Source organism: Streptomyces sp. NPDC057963 (assembly GCF_042887155.1).
Lineage (GTDB): Bacteria > Actinomycetota > Actinomycetes > Streptomycetales > Streptomycetaceae > Streptomyces.
In genome coordinates this window covers 566,467-593,284 of the sequence record NZ_JBHVPX010000003.1, presented here as the reverse complement: position 1 = coordinate 593,284, position 26,818 = coordinate 566,467, and the positions used below count along the sequence as shown (strand labels likewise).

Here is a 26,818-nt window from a genome sequence, read left to right as displayed (position 1 = left end):
GTCAGGTCCACAGCGGCTGGCGGGCTTCGATCGTCTGTCCCGTCACGAACCGGGCCTGTGGGGTGAGCAGGAATTCAGCGAGTGCGAGGTTGTCCTCCACCGCCGGGAGACCGGGGAACGCCTCGGTGCGGCCGAGCGTGGCCGCTCGCAGGTCGAGATGCCTGCGAGCGAGCGGGGTGTCCGCCGAGATGCCGATGACGTTGGCACGTACGCCCAGAGGTTCGGCCTCGTGGGCCAGACAACGCGCGTACTGTTCCGCAGCGGCCTTGGCCGAGGCGTAGCCGGCGAGGGTCTCCACGGGCACCCGTGCGGCTCGGGAGCCGACCAGCACGATGCTGCCGTCGCCGTTCTGGGCCATGAGCGGGAGACAGCGGTTCACGGCACGGACGAACCCGAGGAAGGTGACGTCGAACAGCGCGGACAGGGCTTCCGTTTCGAGTTCCCAGGAACGGCCGACGGCGGCGGTGCTCGAAGGGCAGTACACCATTCCGTACGGGATGCCGTAGTCCTGGACGACGCTGTCCACGAGCTGCGTCATCTGGTCGTCGTCGGTGACGTCAACCTGCCGGTAGTCAAAGGTGGTGCCGGTCGGGACCGGCGAACGAGCAGCGCCGATGACCGGCGTATCGCTCCTGTGCAGGCGCTCGGCGAGCGCGAATCCGAATCCGGAGCTTGCTCCGAGAACCAGGACGGGCCCGCTGGGGGCTGGGCGGGTGGTGCCGGCGTCAGTCAATGCGCTCCTCGTTTCCGTGGACGGAAGGGGCGAAGATCCGCCAGTGGTCGGATGCTTCGCGCGTGGTGGTGAAGTGCTGGGTCGCATGGGCAGCAGCCGCTCTGCCGAGCGTGGACGCCCTGACCTTGTCGGTGAGCAGGCAGGCCACCGCCTTGGAGAACTGGCCGTCTCCCGCTGACCCGTTGAGCAGGAGACCCGTCTCGTTGTGTGTGATCTGGCTCGGGATGCCGCCGACACGCGTCGCCACGACGGGACGGGCCTTGAGCATCGCCTCCGTCACGGTGAGTCCGAAGCCTTCCTGTACGGAGCGCTGGGTGACCACGGTCGCCCAGCGCTGCAGGGCGTTGACGATGCGCGCGTTGCCCTCGGAGTCGTCCAGCGCGGTGCACATCAGATGGGCCCGGCGTCTGATCGCGGTGGGGAGGCTTCTCCACCGCCCGATGACACCCTCAAGCACCGACTTGGCCTCGGGATCGTCGGCGACACTCTGCGGGGACGGCCCGCACAGGACCAGTTGGGCGGAGCGGTGCAACGCGGAGTCGGCGAAGGCCCGTAGCACCCCTTCCATGTCCTTCAGCGGATCCCAGCGCGACACCTGAAGAATCACCGGGTCAGAGTCCAACCGACCCTCGGAAATGAGCTCGTGGCGGTGCTGCTCCGGGGCTGATCGGGGCCCGATCAGCCCCGCCGATGCCAGAACATCGCTGATCTCGGCGGTGCTCATCGGCCTGTTCTTCGCTGCTGTCGGGTCTATGGAAGGTGGGACGATCTCGACGCGATGCCCTGCTGCCTGGGCAGGCACGAGCGACTGGTGACTGAAGATCAGCGTGATGCCCCGGGGCCAGAACTGGCTGAGGTACTGCCAGGTTTCGTCGGCGACGGCGTTGATGGCGGACGTGCCGATATGGCAGCGCCATGCCACAGGCACCCCTGCCTCCGCAAGGATCGGCGCCAGAGGGAGCGTCTGCGGATCGTGCAGCAGTACGACGTCCCGCGCTGTGAGGCGCTGCAGCAGCCGGGACGCATTCTCCTCGGCGAACGCGAGGAAGACAGCATGCTCACGCTCGTCGGGCAGATCCCCTCGGTCCACTCCGTGCAGGCGGTGATGGATCCGCTTCGTCGCAGCGAACACCTCGGCGCTCTGGCTGGTCACGAAGCGGCAGTGCGCCAGCGGCGACACCGGCTGTGTATACCCGCACAGCGCGTCGAGGATCTCGGCCACGCCGCCGCCACGAGCCGTCGTGTTGACGTGCCACAGCTTCACCGGGCGCCCTGCGAACGGCCTCGTTGGAAGTGCTCACCGAAATCGGGCCAGGTGGTCAGCAGCTGTGAGGCATCACTGATCTGGCAATGCGTCAGGTACCCGTGACTGTCCAGCTCCGCGGTGAAGAAGGGCGCCTGCCCCTCAGAGGAAGTGATCCGCAGGAGCCGCGGCGTGCTCCCGCGTTCCTCGCTGACAAGCACAGTGCCCAGGTCGGGGTCCCAGAAGGAGTCGCCGGCCGGGGCTGCTTTCCTTGCGAAGCCTGTCAGGTGCTTCGTGCCGCCGCGCACCAGCAGGGAGAGCTGGGCAACCTGTCGGTAGGCCGGGTCGTCACAGGTGTCCAGGAAACGCTGGATTATCTCGGGATCCGTCTCCCTGCGACGCACATTGCTCGAGATGTTCGACGGGTGCATCCGGTAGATATAGGTGGCCTGTTCCGGCCTGGAGATGAGGGCGCCCGCTGCGGACATCCTGATCCACAGATCCCAATCCTCGGCGCAGCTGCAGGGACGGTAGCCGCCCACAGCCTCGTACAGCTCCTTGCTGAAGAGCGTTCCCACACCGAGAAAACTCAGGATCAGCATCTGGGCAAGCTGCTCGTCGGGGCCGGGAAGCCGTTCGGTGATGGGTTCCGGGACGCCGCCGGAGGAACTCGAGAGGAGCATTCGGTTGGGGGCGATCAGGCCCGGGGCCCGTCCGTACGCCTCGGTCATGACAGCTACATGCTGCGGCAACAGGATGTCGTCCGCATCGAGCTGGACGATCAACTCCGATGTCGCCTCGGAGATGGCGGTGTCCCGCGCCCGCCACGTCCCGGACCGTTCCGCGAACGTGATCAGGCGAAGCGGCAGCACCTGTTGCCACTGGCGAACCCGGGCATTGGTGTCGTCTTCGGAGGCGTCGTCCACGACGATGACCTCGGTCGGCGGTGCGGTCTGCGCGGCCAGGGACGCGAGTGCCGCATCGATGAATGCCGCTCCGTTGCGCACGGGGATGATCACGGCAACACTTGGCCGCTCGGTAGAAATGGGCATGCTGAAGACCTTCGTATGGGCGAGTGGGTTGAGGTACTTCTCGATCAAAGGCGCTACTACGCGGTGTTCTTGACCCACGAGTCGTGCAGTCCCCGGTAGATACCGCCCTGCTGGATCAGCGAGTGATGCGGCCCTTGCTCGACGATGCGCCCTGAGTGAAAGACGAGGACGTGGTCGGCGTCCTCCGCGCTCGACAGCCGGTGGGCGATGTGAAGGGCGGTGCGTCCATCGACCAGTCGCGTCATGGCACGTCGGATACGCTCCTCGGTCGCAGGATCCACCGAAGACGTCGCCTCATCCAGGACCAGGACATCCGGATCACTGATGTGCGCCCGGGCCAGTGACACCAACTGGCGCTCTCCCGCGGAAAGCCCGGCGCCTCGCTCACCGACCGCCGTGCCCAGCCCGGCCGGCAAGGTCGCGAGCCAGTCGGTGAGACCCAACTCCGCGAACGCTGCCCGAATGTCGTCGTCCGCCGCACCCGGGCTGCCACAGCGCACGTTCTCGGCGATCGTCCTGTCGAACAGGAACGGATCCTGGGGAACCAGGGCCACGCGACGTCGGAGCTCCTGCAGAGGAATAGCCCCGAGTGGCTCGCCGTCGAGCGTCACGACGCCGGAGCTGGGGTCCGCGAGCCGAACGATCAGGTTCCCGAATGTGCTCTTGCCGGATCCGGTGTGTCCGACGACGGCTACTTTGGTTGCTCCCGCGATGGCCACCGAGACGTCCCGCAGCGCCGGTGTCCCGTCCGGGTAGCGGAAGGTGACACCTTGGAACTCGAGCGCTCCCGCCTTGCGGGGAGTGTCACGGGCAGACGCCTCGGGCTCCGTGACGTCGATGGGTGTGTCGAGAAGGCCCAGCACGCGCCGCCAGCCGGCGATGGCATCTTGGGTCTGGTTGATGATCTCCACTCCCAGCTGCACCGGAGTCACGAACAGCGGGATAAGGAAGAGCACCGAGATCAACGCGCCGACAGTTATCTGCCCGCGTGTTCCAAGAATTACCCCCACCGCAATGATTCCAGCTGTCGTAAGGCCGGGGGTCAATTCTCCAGCGATAAGAGTACGCGTTGTTGTGAGCTGTCCCTTCCACTGCCGATGCTTCAGGTTCTCTACTGCGTGGTCGATTCGATCACGGGCTGACCCCTGTATACCGTAGGTGCGGATGATGCCCGCACCGGCGAGAGTTTCGGAGATCACCGATGTCATCGTCCCGAAGCTCTTGCGCACGGCATCGAATCGTTTTTTCGTCAACTGCTGAACCGATTGAACCAGAATGAAGAGCGGGACAAATCCAACCAGTACGAGTGCGGCAAGCTTCCACGAGTAAGTGGATATGATGATGATCGCGAACAGCATCTGCATGACACTGGTGATCACTGCCAGACCCATATCCTGGAGGAAATTTGCCACCGCATCAATGTCTGCAGTGACGCGCGAAACCAGAGCCCCACGCTGGTCACCCTGGAGCCGTAGATGAGACAGGCGATGGACCTTCTGGAACGCCTCGACACGCAGTTCGGCCAGCCCTTCCTCGCTGCGCCGTGAAAGGCGCCAATTCATTGCCGCAGAACTAAGCGCGCCAATGAGGGCCGCCATGCCGGCCAGCGTGGTATACAAGGCGACGATCTGTACATCAACGCCACCGGGATTCTCTATTCCGTCGTCGGTTGCCACTTGGATTGCCATGGGGATGACGACTCGTCCGGCCGCCCCGATTGCACCCAGGATCAGCGTGACGAAGATGCCGTCAGTGAAGTGCCGTGAAGCCATGAAGCCACGGACCAATATCGACCGCCCGCTCCCCTCAGCTTCTCCAATGGAAAAGTCGGAACTCATAGGCCACCTGCTGTGTGCGTTTTCTGCTGCTGCGAACCCGGAGATTTTGAGACACCGTAGGAGTCGATGAGTGTGCGGTAGGGGGAGCACCGCTGATAGAGCTCAAGCGGACTGCCCTGATCCAGGATTCGCCCGTTTTCCATATATGCGACGCGATCAGCCATATCAATGGCCGACCGGCGGGAACTGACCACGAGAACCGCCGACGCAAGGCCGGACTCCTGCAGTTTTCGCAGAATTCTCGCCTCTGCCTCCGCATCCACTGCAGACGTCGCGTCGTCAAGAATCAGAAGTTCCGGTTTCCTCAGCAATGCACGAGCGAGACTGAGGCGCTGTCGTTGCCCACCGGACAACCTCCCCCCTCGTTCGCCCACCGAGGCGTCCAAACCGCCAGACAATGCCCGGACAAAGTCCTCGGCATCGGCTGCTCTCAGCGCTTGCCACACCAATTCGTCATCCTCCTCTCCCCGCAGTGCGATATTTGCTCGCACGGTGTCGTCGAAGAGGAAGCTCTGCTGCGCGGCGAGAGAGATACGGCCACAGGCTTCCTCTCTGGGCAAGGAGCGCAGGTCCGCACCGCACCACCGCACCGCTCCGCCCGTCGGATCCATGAGGCCGGCCACAAGGTGAGCCACTGTGCTCTTCCCGGACCCCGTTGGCCCTACAAGTGCGACGACCTCCCCGGAGGCCACTGTCAGCCCGAGCCCGTCCACCGCCCTTGAACGACTGCCGGGGTACGCGAATGAGACGGATTCCAGCTCAAGCGTTCCCGAATTCATGTCCTTCGCGCGACCAGGAATATCTCCGTCCGGTTCAGGAGAAAATTCATGAGCGAGAACCTCTTGAACGCGGTCGAATCCGGCGACGGAGCGCGGAAGGTCCTTGAAGACGTTCCCGATGATCCGCAGAGGGAAGGTGATCACTGTGACGAGGTAGGCGACATGCACTACGTCACCTGCAGCAATATGCCCACTCCGGATTCGTGCTGCGCCGACCAGGATCACACCGAGAACAGCGAGGCTGGGCAGCAACTCCAATGCCGGTTCAAAGAACGACCGGGCGCGACCGAAAGCAATATTGGACCTGCGAAGTCGGAGAACTGCTTCTCGGAACCTTTCCGCCTCTCGATCCTCCATTCTGAGCACCTTGACCGCGAGAGATCCGTCAAAACTCTCATGGGCAATAGTGCTTACTTCTCCTCGGTACTGCTGCGACGTGATTGCGTGTTGCGCGGAGAGATTCTGATACGTGCGGTTCAGCCATAGAATCGCGGGAAAGAGAAGAACTCCAACTCCCGCCAGTGCAAGATCAGTGAGGACCATGTCCGCGGTGGATGCCACCAGCAGAACGACCACGCTGAACAATAGTGGGAGCCTGGCGATAGGCAACCATGCAGCCTCAACATCGGAATTAGCCACGGCCAGCATTTCACCGACCGGTCGCCGCTGGAGCCACGGGTAAGGCGCATCGATGTAGCGGCGGGCCACACGTCGACGGTAAGTGGCCTGCAGGCGAAACTGCAGTTGTCCGCCGAGGAGCCGCCTGACGAGAAACGCCAACGTTGACACAACGGCTATCGCTGCGAGCGTGAAGCATGCCTCAGTCAGCTGTGGACCAGGAATGGAACCCTTGCGAAGGGCGGGTATTACCACATCGTCCGTGACCCGTCCCAGTACCCGCGCAGTCGCTACGGTGAGGAGCGCATATATGCCACTTGCAACAGCCGCAGCCGTGAAGACTCGGGGCTCGGCCCGGATCGAGGTGAAAAGGACCGTGATCCCTCGACGTAGAAGATTACCATTGGGCTGCAAGGGACTTTTTCCTTTCCCTGCCGACACTCCCTCATTCCGAATTTCGACGGGATGGCTAAGGGCACACGCCAGGAGATTCGGTCATAAAGCTGGTAAGCGCTTTCTGTGAACTCCATGATCATCACCTGGCGTGAGGCTGTCCGTCAAGGGGGTGCTCGCCCGCCGGTGAGGGCGGGAATGTGATTGCGTGAATCGCGGCATTCATTGGAAATGTTGGCGCTTACTAATGACATGACGGGCGTGATGGAGAATGTTTGATTTTGTTGAAAAATTGGTGAAAATGTCTGACGTTGAGATGCGGCTTTTGGGGCCCTTTGGTGCATTTGTTTGATGGATTGGGCCGCGATCACCTGGACCTCCGGCGGGGTGGTGCCGGGAGCCGGAGTGGGTGGACTTCCAGGCGGCACTGTGCCGCGGTGCGCGGGACGTGATGACACCTGCCCGACATCCCGGGAATGGATGGACGGACGGGTGCGAAAGGGGCCCGGATCCACATCGGATCCGGACCCCTCTTGCGTCTGCACCCCCTAGCCCTGTGCGCGCCGGCGGATCAGCTCCCGTCGCAGCTCGGCCGTCGGCCGCGTGCATGGCGGTTGGATGCGCGGTGGCATCCGATCCGACCGATGGAGACGCGGTGGCTGAGCCTGTCCGGGTGCGCAGACCGACTGACCAGGAGGGGCGGAAGCCGCAGCAATGGTGCGCCGGGGCAGCACCGCCTCGGTGGGCCATCGGCGCGCGATGCTGCTGCCGGCCTCGGTCGGCGGGAACCGGGTGCCGGTGATCGCCCAGCTGGTCCAGGCCGACGAGGACACCGTGCGCGACGTGATCCACCGCTTCAACGAGATCGCCACCGCGACGTCCTGGCTGCCGAACGCAAGGAACGCGCCCGCATCCGCAGCGAGAAAGTCATCCGCTGGGGCGGACTTCCTCTCGAACGGACTCCCTCTCAAAGCCGTCGCCCGACCAGCCTGGCGAACCTGTGCCGGCACGGCACCGACAAACGGCACCGGCAAACGGCACCGGCAATCGGTGGGGACGCAGTTCCGGACGTGTGGTCCCACTGTCGGATGAAGCCTCAACGCCGGGCGTGGCGGATCTTCAATCGTCCGAATCCCATGGCCCCAGAGATTCGGATCTTCGCCCCGCCGGGCCGGGAACGCCGCCGGGCCTTGTCACGCAGGTCCTTCCGCCCCGTGTGCAAACCCTCGACGTCGACGACCGCGTCGCGAGGCACCGTGATCTCGGCCCTGCCGGTGCCGAGCTGCAACTCGATTTCGACGATCGGATGCTCGACGACCGCCCGGGACAGATCCAGGTGCACCCTTCCGAACGCGGACTCGACCTTGAGAATCCGAGGTACCCGCCACACGCCGCGCCGATGGATCCGTCCGCCGGCGGCGGCGATCGTTGACGTGGTGCCCGGGTGTTCCTCCGGGAGTGAGGCCAGAGCCGGCACGAGCTCGCTCTGCGCCTTGGCGGTAAGCGCGTGGTGGAGGCGTTCGTCCAACTCCTCGTGCGAGACGAGCCCTTCGGCGTAGGCGTCCTGCAGGCGCTGTACGGCCGTATCGCGGTCGTCTTCGCCGATCGGCGGCTGCGAGTCTTCCGGTAACGGGGTCACCGTTTCACCCTACTGCCGTGCAGGCGCTGCGAACGCGCCAAGTCCCGTGCCGGACAAGGCATCTGATGGGCAGTCCGACGGCCTGTCATCATGGCCTTGATCGTCCGACCCGGCGAACCTGTGCGGTCAAAGCACCTGGGGCCTTTCGTCTGGATCACGCGGGGGAGCGGGATGACTCCGGCCTGAGAGTTCACGGCGCGGGCGCCCTGGCAGGCAGTTCGTCGGCCTCGTCCAGGCGCCCGCCTCCTGCCGTGTGCTCCGGATCCACTGCTGGGGCAGCCACGGGTCCGGACCGCTTGTCTGCGCCACGGAGCAGGGTGACGATCAGGATCGCTCCGCCGATTGTTACTACCACGCTGGCCACCGCAGCGATCCGCATCTCGTGACTGAAGGCGTCGAAGGCCACCCTGCGCAGAGCCTCTGCGGTCTGGTGCGGCAGGGCCGCAGCGGTTTCGGCGGCGGCGCCGAGAGTCTCCTCCGCGCCCGCCCGCTGCTCAGGGGTGAGGCCGACGGGGGCCTGGGACTCCATTTGTGAGCGATAGGCGGCTGTGCCGATGCTGCCCAGGACCGCGATGCCCAGAGCACCACCGAACTCGGCGGAGGTCTCTGCCAAGGCGGAGGCCGCCCCGGCCCGCTCAGGTGGCGCGGCCGAAAGGATCACCTCGGTGACCACGGCGGACACGCCACCGATGCCGATGGAGACCACGGCCAGAGCGCTCACCAGGTGCACGATGCTCGAGTCGGTCTGGACAAGAGCCAGTGCGGCGTAACCTGCGGCCGCCACCACCAGCCCGGCGGCCATCACGTTCGGCTTGCCGATGCGCGGTGCCATCGCGGTGGCCAGGGCGATACCCACGGGCATGACGAGGAACGTGGGCAGTGACCACAGGGCCGACTCGAACGGACTCATACCCAGGACAAGCTGCATGAACTGCCAATTGAACAGCGAGAAGCCGACCATCGCGAAGGTCGCCAGGGCGTCGACGAGCAGCGGCGCGTTGAACCGGCGAGTGCGGAACAACGCGAGGTCGATCATCGGATGGGCGGCCGTGCGCTGACGACGGACGAACAGGGCCCCCACGCCGAGTCCGGCAGCGATGCAGACTGCGCCGGGCCAGCCGAAGCCGTGCTCCGCCGTCGTCTTGACGCCGTAGATCACGGAGAGGACGGCCACCAGGGACAGCAGGGCGCCGAGCAGGTCGAAGCGGCCCGGCTCGGGGTCGCGGTACTCGGGCAGCAGCAGCGGTCCGATTACCAACAGCAGGACCATCACGGGCACGTTGATCAGGAAGACCGAGCCCCACCAGAAGTGCTCAAGGAGCAGACCGCCGATGATCGGGCCGACGACAGCACCGCCGGCGAAACCGGCTGTCCAGACGCCGACGGCGGTGGCCCGCTGGCGTTCGTCGGGGAACATGTTCCGGATCAGAGAGAGAGTGGAGGGTGCCAAGGTGGATCCGGCGATGCCCATGAGCGCGCGGGTCGCGATGAGCATCTCGGGGCCGGTCGAGTAGGCCGCCAGGATCGAGGCGAGGCCGAAGGCCGCGGCGCCGATCAGCAGCACGCGCCGCCGTCCGACCCGGTCCCCGAGGGTGCCCATTGTGATCAGCAGGCCGGCCAGCAGGAAACCGTACGAGTCCATGATCCACAGCAGTTCCGCACTGCTCGGGTGGAGGTCGGCCGTCAGGGTCGGAAGCGTGACGAACATGACGGACATGTCCATGGACGCCAGGACGCACGGCAACACCAGGACGGCGAGTCCGATCCACTGCCGTGTTCCGGCTCTCTTGCTCTCTTCAGTCATGTCCTTCGCTCACTCTTGTCTCTTCGATTGGCTGCGGCAGGTGGACGGGAACGGATTCCGTCACCCTGTGCGTACTCAGTACGCGTCACGGCGTGTACAGCATACGCATCTAGGTGCTCTTCGCTGCAAGCGTGTTTTGGGCTACTAACCCCTCACTTCACGGGGGTTGGCTTCATCGGGGAGCTAGACTTTCGTCACGATGTCAGGCGTGTGTCGAAAAGGAGTGTGGTGATGTCCGAGCAGCCGGTCTGTGCGTCCTGCGGAAGAGGTCTGGAACCTGCGGAACGGGGGCGGCCGCGACGGTACTGCTCCCATGCCTGCCGGGCGCGGGCCTACCGGGCGCGAAAGGCTGAAGTGCCGACCGGGTTCCCGGAGGGAGGCGTTCTGGGAAGTGGCGAGCTGGAGGACGGCAGCAATGCACCCCATCTGACCGTCGAGCGCATCGTGCGGGCCGGGATCGATGTCGCGGACGCGGAGGGGCTCGACGCGCTGTCGATGCGGCGCATCGCCACGGATCTCGGCGCGAGCACCATGGCCCTGTACAGGTACGTTGCATCCAAGGACGACCTGGTGGCCCTGATGGTGGAGGCCGCGCTGACAGGCGTTCCGCTGCCCGACACACTGCCGCAGAACTGGCGACACGGCCTCGAACGGGCCGCCCACCGCGACTGGGAGCTGTACCACCGCCACCCGTGGATTCTGTCGAAGGTCCTGGTGACGGCCTGGACACACTCCAGCCCGGCACTCGCTGCGGACAGCGAGAGCGCCTTCTCCGCATTCGACGGACTCGGTCTCGAACCCGCTGACGCGTTCCGTTACATGTTCATGTTCGCCTCCTACGTGCAGGGGGTGGCCCTGACCTACGTCAGCGACGTGGAGGCGGAACGGCAGGCTCGAAGCACCGGTCGGCGAATGGCATCCATGCCGGACGGCGAACACAATTCGCTCTACGAGCCCGGCGCATACCCGCGGCTCGGCCCCGCGATGCTCGCCGGCGCCAACCCCTGGGATCTCGACGCCCTCTTCGCCGCAGGCCTTGCCGGAGTGCTGGACGGCATCGCCGCCGACATCGCACGGCGTGGCATCGAGGCGTGAGCTGCGGCGGGCGGGCGTCGACTGTGAGCCGGTGTCCAGGCAGACTTCCTCCACACCTGCAACCACCGCTGCCACACCGCACTCAACGGCCGGCCACTGATGAGCCGCGCCAACAACACTGCGGGGCAGTACATCTAGGGCAGTTCTCCGTCCATGCGCCGACGGGACTCCGTGGCTCCGAGTGGCGCTCGACCTCACCGGCGGCCCCGACGGGCAGCAGGACGACCCCGACACGTTCAAGCAGCGGCTGGTGGCCGAACAGCATCGGCTGCACACCGAAGGTGACGGCGGCGGGAACTGGGGCGGCATGGGGTCCGAGGGGCAGGAACGGATCAACGAGGCCGCCGTCGGCAGTGCCACCGGCAGTGACTACGAGCGCCAGGACCTGGACAGCGCCGCCGACCGCAGGGCGGTCCTCACCGAAGTCGAGAAGTCGAGAAGTCGGTGGCGCAGGGGCGGCCGGTGCCGGTCGACGTCTCGGGCAGCGATCGGAACCGAGGGCATGGGTCAGTTCGGTCTCGGCGTGATCGGTCATCAGAAAGGTCGGCAGAGGGCCAGTGTGAGTCCTGAGGCGCCCGGCGACAGCTGACCGAATATGCGAATGGTTGTACGCTGCGGGCACCGCCCTTGACCTGCACAGCAGGCAGGGAGCAGACACATCGGGAGTTTCTTCATGTTTCGTACAGTATTCAAGTCGAAGATCCACCGGGCCACCGTGACCCAGGCCGACCTGCATTACGTCGGTTCCGTGACCGTCGATGCCGAGCTGATGGAAGCGGCGGACCTGCTGCCCGGCGAGCTGGTGCACATCGTCGATATCGACAATGGCGCACGCCTGGAGACGTACGTCATCGAGGGGGAACGCGGCTCCGGTGTCATCGGTGTCAACGGTGCCGCAGCCCATCTCGTCCACCCCGGTGACCTGGTCATCCTGATCAGCTACGCCCAGGTCGACGACGCCGAGGCCCGCGGACTGACGCCGCGCATCGTGCACGTCGACGCCGGCAACCGTATCGTCGCGCTCGGCGCCGATGCCTCCGAGCCCGTTCCCGGCACCGCTGCCGAACGGAGCCCGCACGCCGTCCCCGCGGTGCGCTGACCCCGCTCGACCCGGCTCGACCACCGAGGGAGTACCCGTCATGGCAGAACAGACCGACCGGATCGAACTCGACATCCGCGACGACCGCGCGAGCGGCAACCTGCTCGCGTACGAGAACGGCAAGGCCGCCGGAGTCATCGCGTACTTCGTGATGGACGGCGAGCCCGCCGCGCTCGTGGCCGTGCACACCGTCGTCGAACCCGGCCACGAGGGCAAGGGCATCGCCGGCGCCCTCGTCCAGGAGTTCTACGCCATGGCGGGCCGTGAGGGCGTCCCCGTCGTCCCGCTCTGCTCGTACGCCGCGAAGTGGGCGCAGCGCCACCCCGACCGGGCTCCCGAAGCCCCGGCCGAACTGGTGGAGCAGGCGAAGGTCCAGCTCAAGTCCCACCCCGAGCTGTAGTGATCCCATCGGCCGGGGGTTGTACCGTTCGGCCGATGACGCTCGTCCTGCTGCACACCTCCCCGGTCCATGTTCCGGTCTTCGACGCGCTCCGGGACACGGACCATCCCGGACTCGCCCTGCGTCACCTCGTGTACGAGGACCTGCTCACCCGGGCAAGGGAATCGGGCCCGGAAGCGGTGTCCGGCGAGATCCGGGCTGTGCTCGCGGGCGCCGTCGCCGAGGGCGCCTCCGCGGTGCTCTGCACCTGTTCCACGATCGGCGGGGTCGCGGAGTCGGCCGCGGCGACGCTCGGTGTCCCCGTGCTGCGTGTCGACCGCCCGATGGCGGCCGCTGCCGCGGAACGGAAACGCGTGGTGGTCCTCGCGACGGTCACCGGCACCCTGGAGCCGACCCTCGCGCTGCTCGCCGAAGAGGCGGGGGACCGGCCCGTCGAGGTCCGTACCGTCATGGTCGACGGAGCCTGGGCGTGCTTCGAGGCCGGTGACCGTGACGGCTATCTGGACCTGATCGCGGCCGCGGCCGATGCGGTGACGGACGCCGAGGTGATCGTGCTGGCGCAGGCGTCCATGGCCGATGCGGTCACCCGTACGGCCACTGGGATCCCGGTGCTCTCCAGCCCCCGGCCGGGTCTCGCCGCCGCGGCCGCCGCCACGCGCTGACCTGCCGTTCGGGTTCCGGGTCCGCGCGGAAGATTCGGAACCTGCACGTGTGGACTCACCAGGCGAGGGCAGCCCCCTCGGGGGACGGTGGAAGGAGATCCACCCCGAACCGCTCGGAGGCACCGATGACCGATCCGTACCCCGACCCCGTGCCGCCGGCGCCCACTCCGGGACCGATGCCGGGGCCTCCGGCGCCGCTGCCGGAGCCGCCGCCTCCGCCGCCGGGCCCCGTCCCGCCCGGCCCGTCACCGGATCCGATTCCGCAGCCGCCCACACCCGAGCCGGTGCCGGCACCGGAGCCGTCACCCCGGTCGGCCGGATAACCGCTGACCGGCGCACCTCGCGGGCTCTGTTCTCTCGGACGGTACGCGTCGGGCCCCGGCCAGGACGGCGTTCGCCCGCGCGGTGACCTCGGCGAGTACGCGGCCTGCCGCTGCCAGGTCCTCGGCCGGCAGACCCGCGTACAGCCACCGACTGGTGGAACGTGGTTCCGGTGGTGGCCGGCAGTCGTTCGAGAACGGCCCGGGTGTCGCCGGGGCCGGTGGTGCGCTCGACGAGGCCGGCGGTCTCCAGGGTGCCGGCCAGCTTCGACAGGTAGAGGGGTTCGAGCTGCCCGTCGTGGGCGGGCGGCGATCTCGCCCTTCTGCACGCGGCCCGGCACCCCCAGCGCATCCACACCCTGACCGCGTGGGACGTACCGGTCCTCGTCCTTGCGGGCGAAGTGGACGGCGGCCCGCTTCCCCGTGTCGCCGCCGGCATCGCGGAGTTGTTCCCCCGGGCCGAACTGGCCGTCCAGCCGGACGCGGGCCACTACCCCTGACTCGACGACCCCGGCGGACTCACCCGGACCGTCGAGGCGTTCCTCATCCAGGGGCGAGGCGGGCCGACGATCTGACTCGACCGGACGGAACTCAGGCGGTGGGCGGCCGTACCGGCGCCGGTCCCAGCGTGGTGCTGCCGGGAGAGGCCCGATGCCCGAGCCCGGTCCGGTACGCGTCCATCGCCGCCTCGGTCCGGCCCTGGCGTCGCAGCAGATCGCCCAGGAGTCGGCAGATGTCCGCGAGATCACCTGCGGCGCCCGCCCGCTCCAGCAGGGCCAGCGCGGTGACGTAGTGCTCCTCGGCGGAATCGAGATCGCCCTGATCCTCGTGGATGAGGCCGAGCAGCCGGTGCGCGCCGGCGGCGTGCACCGAGCCCCGCTCGGGGTGCAGTTCGCCCAGGAGCCGATGCAGCAACTCCCGGGCCTGGTCCGCCTTGCCACGCCGGCGCAGCACATCCGCCAGCTCCACCTCGACCTGTGCCGTGTACAGGGCGGCCCGTTTCGACGCCAGCATGTCGCGCGCGGCGCACAGCTCGGTCTCGGCGCCGGACAGGTCGCCGTCCTGTGCGTGTACGTAGCCGCGCATCCAGTGGCAGTGCGCCAACTCCGTACGGATCTGGAGCTGTTGGTAGATCTCGGCTGCCTTGGCGAGGGAGGCGTCCGCCTCCGTGGTGCGGCCCGCCGCGATGAGCGTTCGCGCGACGCTCCGGTGCAGTCCGGCGACCAGCTCCGGATCGGACACCTGCGGTGCGAGGGCCAGCGCCAGCTCGCCCGCCTGGGCGGCGCGTGCGTGGGCGCCCATGTCCATGTACGGTGCGATCGCGGCCGTGTACAGCAGCAGGAGTGCGCCGGGGTCCTGCAGGCCGGAAGTGTTGAGCTCGTCGATGGCGCTTTCCAGCAGGTAGCAGGCGTAACGGAGTTCGCCCGCCAGGAGATGTGCGACGGCCCGGCCGCGGACGGCCGGGGCGCGCCGGGGGAGCGGGGCGTCGGCGAGCAGTCTCTCCGCGGCCTCGAAGTGGCCGCGGGCCATGGGCAGGTCGCCCGTCTCCAGTGCGCACTGGCCGAGCCCGAGCAGGGCTGCGGCGCGTTCGCTGTCGAGCCCGTGCCTTTCCGCCTCGGCGAGCAGTCGGGTGTAGGCGGCGGCGGCATCCTCGGCGGCGCCGGTGGCCAGTGTCCGTTGCGCCTCGACGAGCTTCAGCCGCAGATCGGTGGCGAGATGGGCGGGGCGTCCGGTCGCCAGTTCCTCGTACGTCACGCCGAGCCGGTCCGCGAGATGGCGCACGGCCGCCTCCGACGGGCGGACCCGGCCCGCCTCCAGGGTGGAGACATAGGCGGGGGTGTAGGAGGGCTCGGCGAGCTGTCGCTGGGTCAGTCCTCGTGCGGAGCGCAGCCGTTGTACGCGTCGCCCGACGGCTCCGGGATCCTCGTCGCACGGGCCGTGCGCGCCGTCCGGCCCGTGTCCGGAACCCGCTCCGGTAGCTCGTCCCGTTGTGCGCTTCTCGTTCATCGCGCCGCCCCTTCTGCCTCGCACGGCCTTGAAATGCGGCCCATGCATCGTCCATGCCCGATGGCAATCCTCGACCAAGTGGTCCCTGGGTCTTGTTCGGGGACCCGCATCCTTCTAGGTTAAGCGCCAAGTTAAATCTACTTAACTCACGAGTTACGTGATGGTCGTGCCCGGGAAGTGCCCCGGAACCTGAAGGAGTTGTCCATGCGCATACGCCCCCACACGCGCCGAACAGCAGTATCGGTGGCGGGACTCGCTCTCGCCGGTCTCCTGGCGGCGACCGCCGCCACCGCCCCCGCGTCAGCCGCCCCCGCGGACACCGATGGCGGCCGGCGCGTCGAGGTCGAGTACTTCCCCGACCCCGGCGGCCCGGGCAGGACCGTGGAGGTCCCCGTCACCTCCCCCGTGCAGCGGGGCAGAAGCGCCGCTGCCCCGCTGCGCGCTGCCGAGGCCGCACTCGACGGCACGGTGGGCGAGCAGGCGGTGACCGGTCCCACCGACGACCGCCTGGACGTCGTGATCATCGGCGACGGCTACACGGCCGGCCAGCAGGACGACTTCCACGCGGACGCCACCGCCAAGTGGGCCGACATCACCCGCCTGGAGCCGTACAAGAGCTACCAGGGTCTGTTCAATGTCTGGACCGTCGATGCCGTCTCCAACGAGTCCGGCATCAGCGGAGACCCCGGAGCGGACACCGTCAAGGACACCGCGCTCGGCAGCTACTTCTGGTGCTCGGACACCGAGCGGCTGATCTGCACCGACACCGACAAGGTGGCCGCCTACGCCGCCAAGGCCCCGGCCGCGGACCTCGTGGTCGTCATCGCCAACTCCACCAAGTACGGCGGCGCGGGCTACTCCGGACTCCAGGCCGAGGGCTACCCCTTCAACGGAGTCTCCACGCTCTCCTCCGACCACGCCGCGTCCAGCCTGATCGCCGCCCATGAGATCGGGCACTCGGTGGGCCTGCTGGACGACGAGTACACATACGAGGCGTACGGCACCTGGACCGGAGGCGAGCCGGGCGGAATCAACTCCACCACCTACACGCCCGCGCAACTCACCAGGAAGCGGGCCAAGTGGTACCGCTGGCTGGGGCAGAGCGACCCGGCGGGCGGCACGGTCGGCACGTACGAGGGCAGCGCCTACTACCCGTTCGGCATCTACCGCCCGACCGCCTCGTCGATCATGCGCGAGCTGAGCAACACCGAGTTCAACCTGCCGGGACGCGAGGCGATGATCGCCGGGTTCTACCGCGCGGGCAACGCGCTGAGCAGCACCGTCGACAGGGATGCCGCCGTCGGACGCGGCCGCCGTATCGCGGTCACCACGGCGGGTCTCGGCACCGTCGGCGCCAAGCACCCTACGCACGGGCGGCCCGACGCCGCCACCGGTCTCGCCAGGACCGATCTGCGCTGGTACGTCGACGGCGTCGAGAAGGTCTGGGCCCGGGGACGTACCGCCGTGACCCCGGCCTCGCTCGGAGTCCACGCGGACGGCCGCAGCCACAAGGTGACCGCCGAGGCCGTGGACCGTACGGACGCCATCCGCGACCCCGCCGTCCGGGCCCTGGCCACCGACACCCTCACCTGGAGCGTCAGGCCGACCGGGCACCGGTAGCGGTTTCTCAGGCGATGATCGGGATCACGGCCTCGGGCGTCAGCATCCGGAAGGTGAACGCCTGATGGAAGTAGAGCCGGATGCTGGTCGCGTCGTGGTCCTGATAGCCGATCGACAGATCCTGGCCCAGGCACAGTTCGAAGTCGCCGCCGCGGGTGGACAGCAGCACGCCGCCCGTGACGGCGGGCGCCCACAGGATCTGGTCGTCGAGCAGTCGGGCCAGATGGGTGGCCACCGGGTATCCGTGGTCGGAGGTCTCCGTCGCCTCGGTGTAGGCGTCCGCGCCGAGCAGCAGGCGGTACGGGCCGTCGACCCCGGCCAGCCGCAGCTGGGTCAGTGCCTGGCTGACGGTGGCCGGATAGTCGCGGGCGTCGGCCGGAAGCGGCAGCGGTGTGTGCGAGGAGCCGTCGCGGAGACCGGTGATGCCGGCCGACGCGTACCCGTCGATGATCGCCATGTCCTCGGCGAACGCACAGGTGCGGGCGGCGTCCTTGACGGGCTGCCAGTCGCTGTCGTCGGAACCGCGCTCGACGTCGTCCACCGCCGACCGGGTCACCGTGAACGGCACCCGCCAGTCGATGACGGGAACCGACGTACGGGCCCGGGCGATCACGTCGGGTGTGGGCGGGTCGATTCCGCGCAGATGGCCGTCGCCGATGGCCGCGAGCCCGGGGCCGTCCGGCCCGGTGACATCGACGACCCGGCGGCCGGCCAGGTGGCGGCTGAAGGTGCGCCGGGCCTCTTCTTCGATCTGGGCCCAGGCGGCTTCCGTGACGGGGGCGAGTTCGCGGTGGAGGTTGTTCATCACTGGGCACTTTCTCGCAGGCTGCCGATGTGCAGCGAACCGTCGTCCGACCGGGCCGGGGCCGGGGCCTGCGCCACCGCAGGCGCGGACGCCGGCTCCGGCAGGGTCTCGGCCGCGGCCATGGCGGGCGACGGCGGCGGGGCGTCGAAGAAGTCGGCGCGGGGGGCGTGGAAGAGCGTGCCGGTGACCGCCGTCGAGAAGTCGAGGATGCGGTCGTGCGTGCCGGGCGGATCGCCGAGGAACATGTTGCGGAGCATCTGCTCGGTCACGCCCGGGTCGGCGGCGTATCCGATGAAGTACGTGCCGAACTCGCCCTGCTCGAAGCTGCCGAACGGCATGTTGGCCCGCAGGATCTCGCGCGAGGTGCCGTCCGGTTCGGTGATCGTGTTGAGGGCGACATGGGAATCGGCGGGCTTGACGTCGTCGGGGAACTCGACGTCGGCGAACTTCGTGCGGCCGATGACGCGCTCCTGCTCCTCGGTGCTCAGCGCGTTCCAGGACACCAGGTCGTGCAGGTACTTCTGCACGACGACATAGCTGCCACCGGCGAAATCCGGATCCTCGGTGCCGACCAGGGCCGCCGACCGCGCGTCGGCCCCCACGGGGTTCTCGGTGCCGTCGACGAAGCCGAGCAGGTCCCGGCGGTCGAAGTAGCGGAACCCCTGTGTCTCGTCGACGACCTTCACCGCCCCGCCGAGCCGGTCGAGGAGCCGGGACGCCCACTCGTAGCACACGTCCATCCGTTCGGCCCGGATGTGGAAGAGCAGATCCCCCGGGGTGGCGGGGGCGTGGTGGCGTGCACCGCGCAGTTCCCGGAACGGGTGGAGGCCCGCCGGCCGCGGTCCCGCGAACAGCCGGTCCCAGGCGTCGGAACCGAAGCCGGTGACGGAGACCAGACCGGTGCCGGGGGACCGGAATTCGATGGCGCGGGCCGTCGGCGCCAGCTCCGGCAGCACCTCGCGGACCACGGGCTCACCACCGGGTTCGATCGTGGCGACAAGGATCAGGGCGGCGCTGGTCAGCGGTGCGACGACGGCCTGGGCCGCGACCGGTTCCGGCGTGGCGTCGGGCATACGGGGACTCCATGGGGCATGGGGCATCAGCGGTACGGAACGTCGGCGTGCTCGCGGGGCGGGGCGACACAAGGGCCCGCTGCCACTTACGCACACCTGCGGCGGGGCCGCACCCCGAGTCACCCGACCGGGCGACCGGGGTCCGAGCTGTTGCACACCTGGTGGTTCACTGCCGCGCCCGGTTCGACCGGAAGGCCGGTGGCTGTCAATCAACTCCGGCACGTATCGCCGACGGACGGGGGCCCGCGTGCCGCATCTCGCGGGGGCATACCCCGAAGCGCCGTCGGAATGCCGTGCTGAGCGCGCTCGAGGAGGAGAATCCCGACGCGTACGCCAGCTCGGTGATCGTCATATGCCGGTACGCAGGTGCCCGCAGCCGGTCCCGTACCAACCGCAGCCGTTCCTCGCGGATCAGCTCGCGGGGAGTCGTCCCGGCATGCCGCAGGGCCAGCTGCACCTGGCGCAGCGACCAACCCAGCGCCTGTGCCGCGGTGACGCCGGTCATATCGGGGTCGGCCGCGTGCTCGCGGATGTACCGGCGGACCACCGTCTCCACATCGGCCAGATGGCCCGGGGCGGTGGGGCGGTCGTCGCCTGCGGCGAGCATGCACAGCAGCTCGACCAGCCGGTCCGACACCGCGTCGAACTGGCCGCTGGTGAGGGTGTTGCGCTCCTCATGGAGACCGGTCAGCATGTCGCCCACCACCCGGCCCAGGCCGGAGGTCAGGTCGAGGCCTGCAGTGAGCGGCGATGACCGGTTCAATCGCCCGTTCACCTCCTGGGCGGCGATCGACATGATGAGCGCCCGCATGGGGGCGTCCTGCCGGATCTCGAACGGTGTGGCGAACGTGAGCAGGCACCCGGCCCCCGGCGCCAGCAGTATTTCCTGGTCGTCCTGCCGCAGCACTATTTCCCCGGCGACCGGTAGCAGCAAGCGGTAGCCCTCGTCCGGGTCGTGCCGCGCCTGGCCCGCGGTCCGGGTGTACCTGATCGTGTCCGACCAGAACATGACGAGCTGATGGGTGTCCGTGCACTGGCGGATCGTCCCCGCGTGAAAGTCCTCGGTGCGCGGGTACCCGTAGCCCATCCGGCCTTGATACGACGTCACGTGCTCGCTCCAGAAGTCGGTGCGCTCACGCAACGTCACGTCCCGGGTTGTCGACGCATCCACCACGTAGGTTTCCAAGGCCATCGAAGACACCCTTCACCGCAGCCTTCTCATAGTGTGCATATCCAGAGTCGGTCCTCACGATCAGCGCATCAAGCGTTGCGCACTGCGAGAACTTCCTTACGCGTACGCGCAATTTCCGGCGCGTGATCCAGCCCTACGGTTGTCACAGGATCCGCTGTGCGCCAGGGCAGGGCGGGTCCCCGCCCGACTGAGGCGGGACGGCCCCGCAAACCGTCCCACCTGGGGGAGGAACCCATGGGCCCTATCCAGAGGCTCATGTACCTGACTGAGGATCAAGATGGCAAGTGACAAGCTGATCCAGAACCTGCGTGAGCGGCACAGGACATCCCGTGCCGTCCCGAGCGGTCCAGTGGCCCGTAGGGCCCTGGGACTGACGATGGCTGTAGGGGTTGCGGGCGCAAGCGTGGGAGTTTTCGGAGCCGGGTCCGCGGCCGCGGACCCGGTATCGCTCAAACTGCGGTACACATGCTCAGTTCCGGTCTTCTCCGACCGGCCGGGCACGGTGAGAATCGACTCGGATGTCCCGAAGTCGGTTGGGGTCGACAAGCCCACCTCGAAATTCGCCATCCGTGCGGCGGTGCCGGTGAACGCGGCTGACACGAGGGGGCTGCGCAAGGCCGGTATCAAGATCATCAAGGGCACGGTGGAAGTGAAGGTCCGCGTGACAGCGCCGGAGGGCGACACCAACCTCAGGTTGACGTTCCATGCGGCCAGGACCAACGTCCCGGAGTCCGGACCGTTCTTGGTCAAGATGACCGGCGTCGCGCCGAGGCTCACCTTCAGCCAACCGGGCAGGGCGAAAATCACCGTCGGTGACCTCATCATGCACGTCACCGCGAGTGGCGGCATGACTGTCAAACTCGACGTGCCGTGCAGGCTGGACACCGCGCAGAACAACGTCGTGGCATTGCTCGACATCACTGGACCAAGAGCGACGACCGGCCCGACCCCGTCCAAGACGCCTGATACGGCCGCCTCCGGCACCACCGGGTCACAGAACCCGAGCGGAGGTGCGAGGGCGGGTGCGACCACGGAGGGTTCGGCCGGCCCCTCCGGCAGCCTGGCTACGACTGGCAGCCAGGGCACCATGAGTCTGATCCCGCTGGTCGCGGGAACCGTTGTCCTGGGCACCCTCGCCGTGGCCGCCGCCTTCCGCTTCCGCTCACGCAACAGGTGACCAGGGCGAACCTTGACGTTCCCGAACGAGGACGAGAGAGACCCCGGGATCTGATTCGGGCGTCGAGAGGGTGCTGCGGGTGGCCTGCTGGGAAGCTCACCTTGTGTCGTCCTCCGAGCCGGGCAGTCTGATGCAGAGTGCGTAAGAGGCGCCCCTGAGCTGCTGGGATGCGCGATCCGAAGCCATATCCGATGCAGGAAAAGGTGAACCTCTCGGGGGCAGGTGCCCCGAGGGGGTCGGGGTGCCGGTGACAACGGACCCGTGAACACCGTTGCGGCGTTCAGTTTCCTGAACAACGAAGCCAATGGTGGGGATGGGCACATGGGGACGGCACGTCACACGCTGTGGGGATGGCTGGCGCTCACTGTGGTGGCCGTGGGGGTGGCGGTCACCATAGCCATTCGGGCGGGAACCGGAGATGTGGACCCAGGCGGATTGGCGTTGGGGCTGGTCGGTCTGATGCTGGCGACAGCGGGCCTGTACCAGGCGACGCTCTCCCAGGCCTCGCAGGATACCGACACCGCCGGACTCGCCGACCGCCTCGCCGGCCACATCAGGAAACGCGAAGAGGAAGCCCGCCAGAGATTCCTGGGCGGCAGCGACCGCACCATCAACGTCGAGTTCGCCTTCCTGCCCTCCCCCGCCCACCACGCCACAGGCGCAGCACCCCGAGGCACGTTGGAAGACGTCGCCACCTACTACCGTGATCTCCAGCTGGGCCGCCTCGTCATCACCGGTGCACCCGGAGCCGGCAAGACCGTACTCGCCCTCCACCTCATGCTGCTCCTCCTCGCCGACCGAGCGCCGGGTGCCCCCGTTCCCGTACGCCTGTCGTTGTCCACCTTCGACCCCGACCGGAACAAGCTCGACGACTGGCTCGCCGACCAGCTCACCCGTACCTACCAGCTACGCCCCACCGCGGCAGCCGCCCTTGTCACCGACCGACTGATCCTCCCCGTGCTCGACGGGCTCGACGAAATGGACGCCGGTGAGACTCCCGAGGGCGGCTCCCGCGCCGCAGCCGCTTTGGAGGCCATGAACAGCTACCTCCATGGCACCACCAAGGGCCAACTCGTCCTCACCTGCCGCAGCAGCGCCTACGTCGCTCTCGAAGGTGCGGAACTGTGGGCAGAGGACGCCTCCCGGATCGACATCGCCCCCGTCACCCCGGCCGCGACCGAGGCGTTCGTCACCGCCCGTGCCCGCAAACCGGCCCGCTGGGAACCCGTCCTGAACGCAGTCCACGCCGCCCCGGCCAGTCCACTGGCTCGTGGCCTGTCCACACCCTGGCGACTGACCGTAGCCCTCGCCGCCTACGACGAACGCCACCCCGGCGGCGGCTGGGTCCGCGATCCCGTGGACCTCCTCGAACTCACCCCGCAAACCCCCGAACAGGTCCGAGACCACCTGCTGAATCTGTTCATCCTCGCCGCTGCCCCGACAGGCGGCACAACAGCGCCCTACACCCAGCTGCAGGTACGCACCTGGCTGGCAGTCCTCGCCCGCTACCTGCACACCAACACCACCAGCGCCCGCGAAGTGGCCGGACGGCACCTGTCAGGCACCGACCTCGTACTCCATGAACTGTGGCCGCTCACCGGTCACCGCCGCGCCCGCACCGTCCATGTCCTCCTGACCATCGCGGTGTGGGCCACTGTTGACCTACCTGCCGCCGTGCTCGACGCCTGGCACGTGTACGCAACGAACGTGACACTCATGGTGGTGGGCAGTCTCCTCACCGGAATCCCACCGTGGCCCGTACCGTCTCGGCTGGAAACGGTAACTGCCGGAAGCCCTGTGGCAAGACACCAGCTCGTGAACGGGCTTGTGGGCGGGCTCTTCTGGGGAGGGCTCATCGTCGTGGTCGATATGGGGAATGTCGTCGGGCTGGTGGTCGGGCTCGTATACGGATCGGTGGTGGGACTCGCCGGTGGAGCGACGGTCGGAGTCGGACTGGCGGGCGTTCTCTCGGACGTACCCGAAGTTCGCAGGTCACACGGAAACGCGTCGCCGCGCAGCCTGGTCCGGGACGACCTCGTGACCGGATTCGCGACCGGCCTCGTGGTCGGGCTCGGGTTCGCCCCCTACTATTGGTTCGCCGGGAGCCTGGTAGTCGCGCTCGGGGCAGTACTCATCTACATGCTTCTGTTCGGTCTCGGCGGCGGGCGAGCGCTCGCACTCCTCTACAACCGCCTGTTCAGATGCGGTTACCGAGGCGCGCTCGACTCGCTGTTCAGGCCCTGGCGGGCGTTCGGCCCCCTGTTCAGGACCGGCTCCGGCCCAGCCCTCGGCGCTGCGGGCGTCCGCTACACAGCTTTCCTGCTCTGCACCCGCCGCTGGTGGTCCAACCAACCACTGCCCTGGCGCCTCGGCCGTTTCCTCGACTGGTGCTGCGACGCGGGTCTGATGCGCACCGCCGGGATCGCCTACCAGTTCCGCCACCGCGAGCTCCAAGACTTCCTCATCCGCAGCCACATCCACCACGACCCGCCCAACTGCCCCAGTTCTGCCCAAGGGACACGACTCTGAGCTCGCTCTGCCTGCCAGGGGTCCGGAACTGGCGACTTCGTGTAGTCGGGAATCGCGTGTTCCTCGGCGTGAGGGCTCGTGGTCGGGGCCTGACCGGTATGGGAGCGAAGGCAGGGCTCCGGCGGGCGGAAGTGGCAGCAGCACCAGTTGATCGTCACCGCCAGGGTGGAGCCGAACACCTGCACCGGGAAGAGGCGGGACTCACATCTGCCGCAAGGAGATTTCAGGGACTTTCCGCTGCGTAAGCAGGGGAGGCCCCGACAGCGCTGAAAGATGTGAACACGCAGGTCAGGGTCAACTCCCGCAGCACTCGACGATGTTCACCGCGAGCCCGCCGCGCGGTCTCCCGGTACTTGACGAGCACGAGAACACCGCTGCCGGCGGGTTTGTGGATCGGGGCGCTCCTCTCGCTCCCGTCCCGCGGCACCTCGCAGCGTTGGACGGGAGGGCGACCCCATCCAGCACCTCCGGTCCCTTCAGCGTGTGCGATCGCATCGGGGGCGAATCCGCCCCGTCATCAGCTATTGCGGGTGTCGGTCAGCGTTCGACTTCGGTTTTGTCGCCGCCCCAGAGGGTGTGGAAGGTGCCGTCGCGGTCGACGCGGTGGTAGGTGTGCGCGCCGAAGTAGTCCCGCTGGCCCTGGGTGAGGGCGGCGGGGAGGCGTTCGGCGCGCAGGGAGTCGTAGTAGGCGAGGGTGGCGGCGAAGGCGGGGGTGGGGACCCCCTGGGCGACGGCGGTGGCGATCACGGTGCGCCAGTCGTTCTGTGCGGCGGCGATCTCTTCGGCGAAGCCCTTGTCGGAGAGGAGGCTCGGCATCTGAGGCCGGGTTTCGTAGGCGCTGGTGATTCTGTCGAGGAACGCGGCCCGGATGATGCATCCGCCGCGCCAGATCGCGGCGACCTTGCCGAGGTCGATGTTCCATGCGTATTGCTCACTGCCGGCCGCGATCTCGTGGAAGCCCTGGGTGTAGGCGACGATCTTCGAGGCATACAGTGCCTGCTCGACCTGGGCGGCGAATGCAGCCGCCTCGTCCTCACCGAGCTTGCGGGCGGTCGGTCCGGCGAGGTGGCGTGAGGCATCACGGAGGGCGGCGTGGCCGGAGACGGAGCGGGCGAAGACGGCCTCGGCGATGCCGGAAACGGGAACGCCCAGGTCGAGGGCGATCTGCACGGTCCAGCGGCCGGTGCCCTTCTGCTCCGCCTGGTCGAGCACGACATCCACGAAGGGGTTACCGGTCGCCGCATCGACATGCGAGAGCACCTCTGCGGTGATCTCGATGAGGTAGGAGTCCAGGCGCCCGGTGTTCCAGGCACGGAAGATGTCCGCGATCTGCGCGGGGGAGTGTCCGGCCACGTCACGGAGCAGCTGGTACGCCTCGCCGATGAGCTGCATGTCCGCGTATTCGATGCCGTTGTGCGTCATTTTTACAAAGTGTCCGGCGCCGTCAGGACCGATATGCGTGACGCACGGGGCGCCGTCCTTGGCCTTCGCGGAGATCTTTTCCAGCATCGGCCCAAGTGAGTCATAAGACTCTTTGCTGCCGCCCGGCATGATGCTCGGTCCGTTGAGCGCGCCTTCTTCGCCGCCCGAGATACCGACGCCCACGAAGTGGATGCCGCGCTCGCGCAGGTCCTTCTCGCGGCGGCGGGTGTCCTCGAAGTGGGCGTTGCCGCCGTCGATGATGACGTCGCCCTCCTCCAGGAGTGGCGCGAACTCCTCGATCACGGCGTCCGTCGGGCCGCCCGCCTTGACCATGACGACCAGTCGGCGCGGACGTTCCAGCGCCGCGACGAACTCTTCGGGAGTCCGTGCGGCCACGAAGGAGCCCTCGCCGCCGAATTTCTCGATCAGGGCGTCGGTCTTCGCGGTCGTCCGGTTGTGCACGGCGACCGTGAAGCCGTTGCGGGCGAAGTTGCGAGCGAGATTGCGGCCCATGACCGCGAGTCCTGTGACGCCGATCTGCGCGGTGCCGCTCATCTTGTGCTCTGCAATCTGTGTCGGGGATGCCGGGATCTCCAGTATGGATACGGGGCGCGGGGACGGCTGTTCGGCATGGGCCGTATGGATCCGCCGGCGAACGCCGCCTGTGTATATTAGGAAACCACCTAGGGCCTCTAGGTTACGTATCGCTCCTGCGGAGGTGGCGGATGGTGCGCGCGGGTCTCACCGCCGAACGTGTGGTGGAAGCGGCGGCCGATCTGGCCGATTCCATCGGCTTCGACAAGGTCACGATCTCCGCGCTGGCCCGCGGCTTCGGCGTCAAGGACGCCAGCCTGTACTCCCACGTCAGGAATCTGCACGATCTGCGGACCCGGGTGGCACTGCTGGCCGCGGGCGAGTTCATCGACCGGATCAACGCCGCGGTGGCGGGCCGGGCCGGGAAGGACGCCCTGACCGCGTTCGCCGACGCCTATCGGGCCTTCGCGCTGGAACGGCCCGGCCGGTACGAGGCGACGCAGATGCGGGTCGACCCCGAGATCGTCGCGCGGTCGTCCGCGTACCACCGCACCATCGAGACCACCGGCGCGATGCTGCGCGCCTACGGCCTGGCCGAGCCCGATCTCACGGACGCGGTACGGCTGCTGCGCAGCACCTTCCACGGCTACTGCGCGCTGGAGGCGAGCGGCGGCTTCGGGGCGCCCCGCGACGTACAGACGTCCTGGGAGCGGTCCGTCGAAGCCCTGCACTTCCTGCTGGAGCACTGGCCGTCCGCGACGGGCAGGAGCGAGCGATGAACACG

Annotated in this window: 21 protein-coding genes and 1 pseudogene; 10 read left to right on the top strand and 12 right to left on the bottom strand. The window is 67.8% G+C overall.

All coding sequences use genetic code 11. The annotated features are described in order from the left end of the window. Nucleotide 1: 1 nt before the first annotated feature. The 5 genes from ACFVT1_RS09630 to ACFVT1_RS09610 are packed head-to-tail and all read right to left on the bottom strand — an operon-like array spanning nucleotide 2 to nucleotide 6,704. Nucleotides 2-733, bottom strand: coding sequence for an SDR family NAD(P)-dependent oxidoreductase (locus ACFVT1_RS09630; protein WP_389793834.1), 732 nt, complete (start codon nucleotides 731-733; stop codon nucleotides 2-4). Beyond that, a complete protein-coding gene (locus ACFVT1_RS09625) occupies nucleotides 726-1,997 on the bottom strand; it encodes a glycosyltransferase (RefSeq protein ID WP_389793832.1) in 1,272 nt (423 codons plus the stop codon). Before ACFVT1_RS09625 ends, ACFVT1_RS09630 begins: the two co-directional genes overlap by 8 nt. Next, on the bottom strand, nucleotides 1,994-3,076 hold the full coding sequence (locus tag ACFVT1_RS09620) for a glycosyltransferase (protein ID WP_389793830.1): 1,083 nt from the start codon (nucleotides 3,074-3,076) through the stop codon (nucleotides 1,994-1,996). Before ACFVT1_RS09620 ends, ACFVT1_RS09625 begins: the two co-directional genes overlap by 4 nt. Nucleotides 3,077-3,084: 8 nt before the next feature. Next, on the bottom strand, nucleotides 3,085-4,866 hold the full coding sequence (locus ACFVT1_RS09615; RefSeq protein ID WP_389793828.1) for an ABC transporter ATP-binding protein: 1,782 nt from the start codon (nucleotides 4,864-4,866) through the stop codon (nucleotides 3,085-3,087). Beyond that, nucleotides 4,863-6,704, bottom strand: a complete 1,842-nt coding sequence (locus tag ACFVT1_RS09610; protein WP_389793826.1) for an ABC transporter ATP-binding protein — start codon at nucleotides 6,702-6,704, stop codon at nucleotides 4,863-4,865. The genes ACFVT1_RS09615 and ACFVT1_RS09610 overlap by 4 nt, the downstream gene beginning before the upstream one ends. 607 nt (nucleotides 6,705-7,311) lie before the next feature. On the opposite strand from ACFVT1_RS09610, the pseudogene ACFVT1_RS09605 reads away from it, so the two are divergent. After that, a pseudogene (locus ACFVT1_RS09605) lies at nucleotides 7,312-7,532 on the top strand (IS630 family transposase); the annotation flags it as partial. A gap of 220 nt (nucleotides 7,533-7,752) precedes the next feature. Here the strand turns inward: ACFVT1_RS09605 and ACFVT1_RS09600 are convergent. Together ACFVT1_RS09600 and ACFVT1_RS09595 are read right to left on the bottom strand one after the other, a co-directional pair. Then, complete coding sequence (locus ACFVT1_RS09600) at nucleotides 7,753-8,295, bottom strand: DUF1707 domain-containing protein (protein ID WP_389793824.1); 543 nt, start codon at nucleotides 8,293-8,295, stop codon at nucleotides 7,753-7,755. A gap of 190 nt (nucleotides 8,296-8,485) precedes the next feature. Next, complete coding sequence (locus tag ACFVT1_RS09595; RefSeq protein WP_389793822.1) at nucleotides 8,486-10,099, bottom strand: MFS transporter; 1,614 nt, start codon at nucleotides 10,097-10,099, stop codon at nucleotides 8,486-8,488. A gap of 354 nt (nucleotides 10,100-10,453) precedes the next feature. Here ACFVT1_RS09595 and ACFVT1_RS09590 point away from each other — a divergent pair, with 354 nt between their 5' ends. The 5 genes from ACFVT1_RS09590 (at nucleotide 10,454) to ACFVT1_RS09570 (ending at nucleotide 13,355) form a co-directional block, all read left to right on the top strand. Next, entirely contained in the window at nucleotides 10,454-11,194 is a 741-nt protein-coding gene (locus ACFVT1_RS09590) for a TetR/AcrR family transcriptional regulator (RefSeq protein ID WP_389793820.1), read from the top strand. Between the two features lie 181 nt (nucleotides 11,195-11,375). Further along, nucleotides 11,376-11,783 (top strand): hypothetical protein, encoded by a 408-nt coding sequence (locus tag ACFVT1_RS09585; protein WP_389793818.1) that lies wholly within the window; start codon nucleotides 11,376-11,378, stop codon nucleotides 11,781-11,783. An 84-nt stretch (nucleotides 11,784-11,867) separates the two neighbouring features. Then, the gene (gene panD / locus ACFVT1_RS09580) at nucleotides 11,868-12,293 is read left to right on the top strand and encodes an aspartate 1-decarboxylase (RefSeq protein ID WP_389793817.1); all 426 of its coding nucleotides are present in this window, start codon (nucleotides 11,868-11,870) and stop codon (nucleotides 12,291-12,293) included. A gap of 40 nt (nucleotides 12,294-12,333) precedes the next feature. After that, nucleotides 12,334-12,693: a GNAT family N-acetyltransferase gene (locus tag ACFVT1_RS09575; protein ID WP_389793816.1), complete on the top strand. Its 360-nt coding sequence runs from the start codon at nucleotides 12,334-12,336 to the stop codon at nucleotides 12,691-12,693. A 35-nt stretch (nucleotides 12,694-12,728) separates the two neighbouring features. Continuing rightward, the gene (locus tag ACFVT1_RS09570) at nucleotides 12,729-13,355 is read left to right on the top strand and encodes an aspartate/glutamate racemase family protein (RefSeq protein WP_389793814.1); all 627 of its coding nucleotides are present in this window, start codon (nucleotides 12,729-12,731) and stop codon (nucleotides 13,353-13,355) included. A 911-nt stretch (nucleotides 13,356-14,266) separates the two neighbouring features. Here ACFVT1_RS09570 and ACFVT1_RS09565 read toward each other — a convergent pair. Beyond that, nucleotides 14,267-15,682, bottom strand: coding sequence for a tetratricopeptide repeat protein (locus tag ACFVT1_RS09565; RefSeq protein WP_389793813.1), 1,416 nt, complete (start codon nucleotides 15,680-15,682; stop codon nucleotides 14,267-14,269). A 204-nt stretch (nucleotides 15,683-15,886) separates the two neighbouring features. Between ACFVT1_RS09565 and ACFVT1_RS09560 the strand changes: the two genes are divergently transcribed. Further along, complete coding sequence (locus ACFVT1_RS09560) at nucleotides 15,887-17,302, top strand: M64 family metallopeptidase (RefSeq protein WP_389793812.1); 1,416 nt, start codon at nucleotides 15,887-15,889, stop codon at nucleotides 17,300-17,302. Nucleotides 17,303-17,309: 7 nt separating this feature from the next. Here ACFVT1_RS09560 and ACFVT1_RS09555 read toward each other — a convergent pair whose 3' ends face one another. The 3 genes from ACFVT1_RS09555 to ACFVT1_RS09545 all read right to left on the bottom strand — a co-directional run bounded on the left by ACFVT1_RS09555 (nucleotide 17,310) and on the right by ACFVT1_RS09545 (nucleotide 20,372). Next, nucleotides 17,310-18,107, bottom strand: coding sequence for a family 1 encapsulin nanocompartment shell protein (locus tag ACFVT1_RS09555; RefSeq protein WP_389793811.1), 798 nt, complete (start codon nucleotides 18,105-18,107; stop codon nucleotides 17,310-17,312). Then, nucleotides 18,107-19,180 carry a Dyp-type peroxidase gene (locus ACFVT1_RS09550; RefSeq protein WP_389793810.1) on the bottom strand — a complete coding sequence of 358 codons (1,074 nt, stop codon included), beginning with the start codon at nucleotides 19,178-19,180 and terminating at the stop codon, nucleotides 18,107-18,109. The genes ACFVT1_RS09555 and ACFVT1_RS09550 overlap by 1 nt, the downstream gene beginning before the upstream one ends. Nucleotides 19,181-19,385: 205 nt before the next feature. Continuing rightward, nucleotides 19,386-20,372: a helix-turn-helix domain-containing protein gene (locus tag ACFVT1_RS09545; protein WP_389793809.1), complete on the bottom strand. Its 987-nt coding sequence runs from the start codon at nucleotides 20,370-20,372 to the stop codon at nucleotides 19,386-19,388. A 277-nt stretch (nucleotides 20,373-20,649) separates the two neighbouring features. Between ACFVT1_RS09545 and ACFVT1_RS09540 the strand changes: the two genes are divergently transcribed. Next, complete coding sequence (locus ACFVT1_RS09540) at nucleotides 20,650-21,549, top strand: DUF6801 domain-containing protein (protein ID WP_389793807.1); 900 nt, start codon at nucleotides 20,650-20,652, stop codon at nucleotides 21,547-21,549. A 321-nt stretch (nucleotides 21,550-21,870) separates the two neighbouring features. Beyond that, nucleotides 21,871-24,078 carry an NACHT domain-containing protein gene (locus ACFVT1_RS09535; protein WP_389793805.1) on the top strand — a complete coding sequence of 736 codons (2,208 nt, stop codon included), beginning with the start codon at nucleotides 21,871-21,873 and terminating at the stop codon, nucleotides 24,076-24,078. A gap of 537 nt (nucleotides 24,079-24,615) precedes the next feature. Here the strand turns inward: ACFVT1_RS09535 and gndA are convergent. Then, a complete protein-coding gene (gene gndA / locus ACFVT1_RS09530; RefSeq protein WP_389793804.1) occupies nucleotides 24,616-26,055 on the bottom strand; it encodes an NADP-dependent phosphogluconate dehydrogenase in 1,440 nt (479 codons plus the stop codon). A gap of 170 nt (nucleotides 26,056-26,225) precedes the next feature. Here gndA and ACFVT1_RS09525 point away from each other — a divergent pair, with 170 nt between their 5' ends. Next, nucleotides 26,226-26,813, top strand: coding sequence for a TetR/AcrR family transcriptional regulator (locus ACFVT1_RS09525; RefSeq protein ID WP_389793803.1), 588 nt, complete (start codon nucleotides 26,226-26,228; stop codon nucleotides 26,811-26,813). The last annotated feature ends 5 nt before the right edge of the window (nucleotides 26,814-26,818 follow it).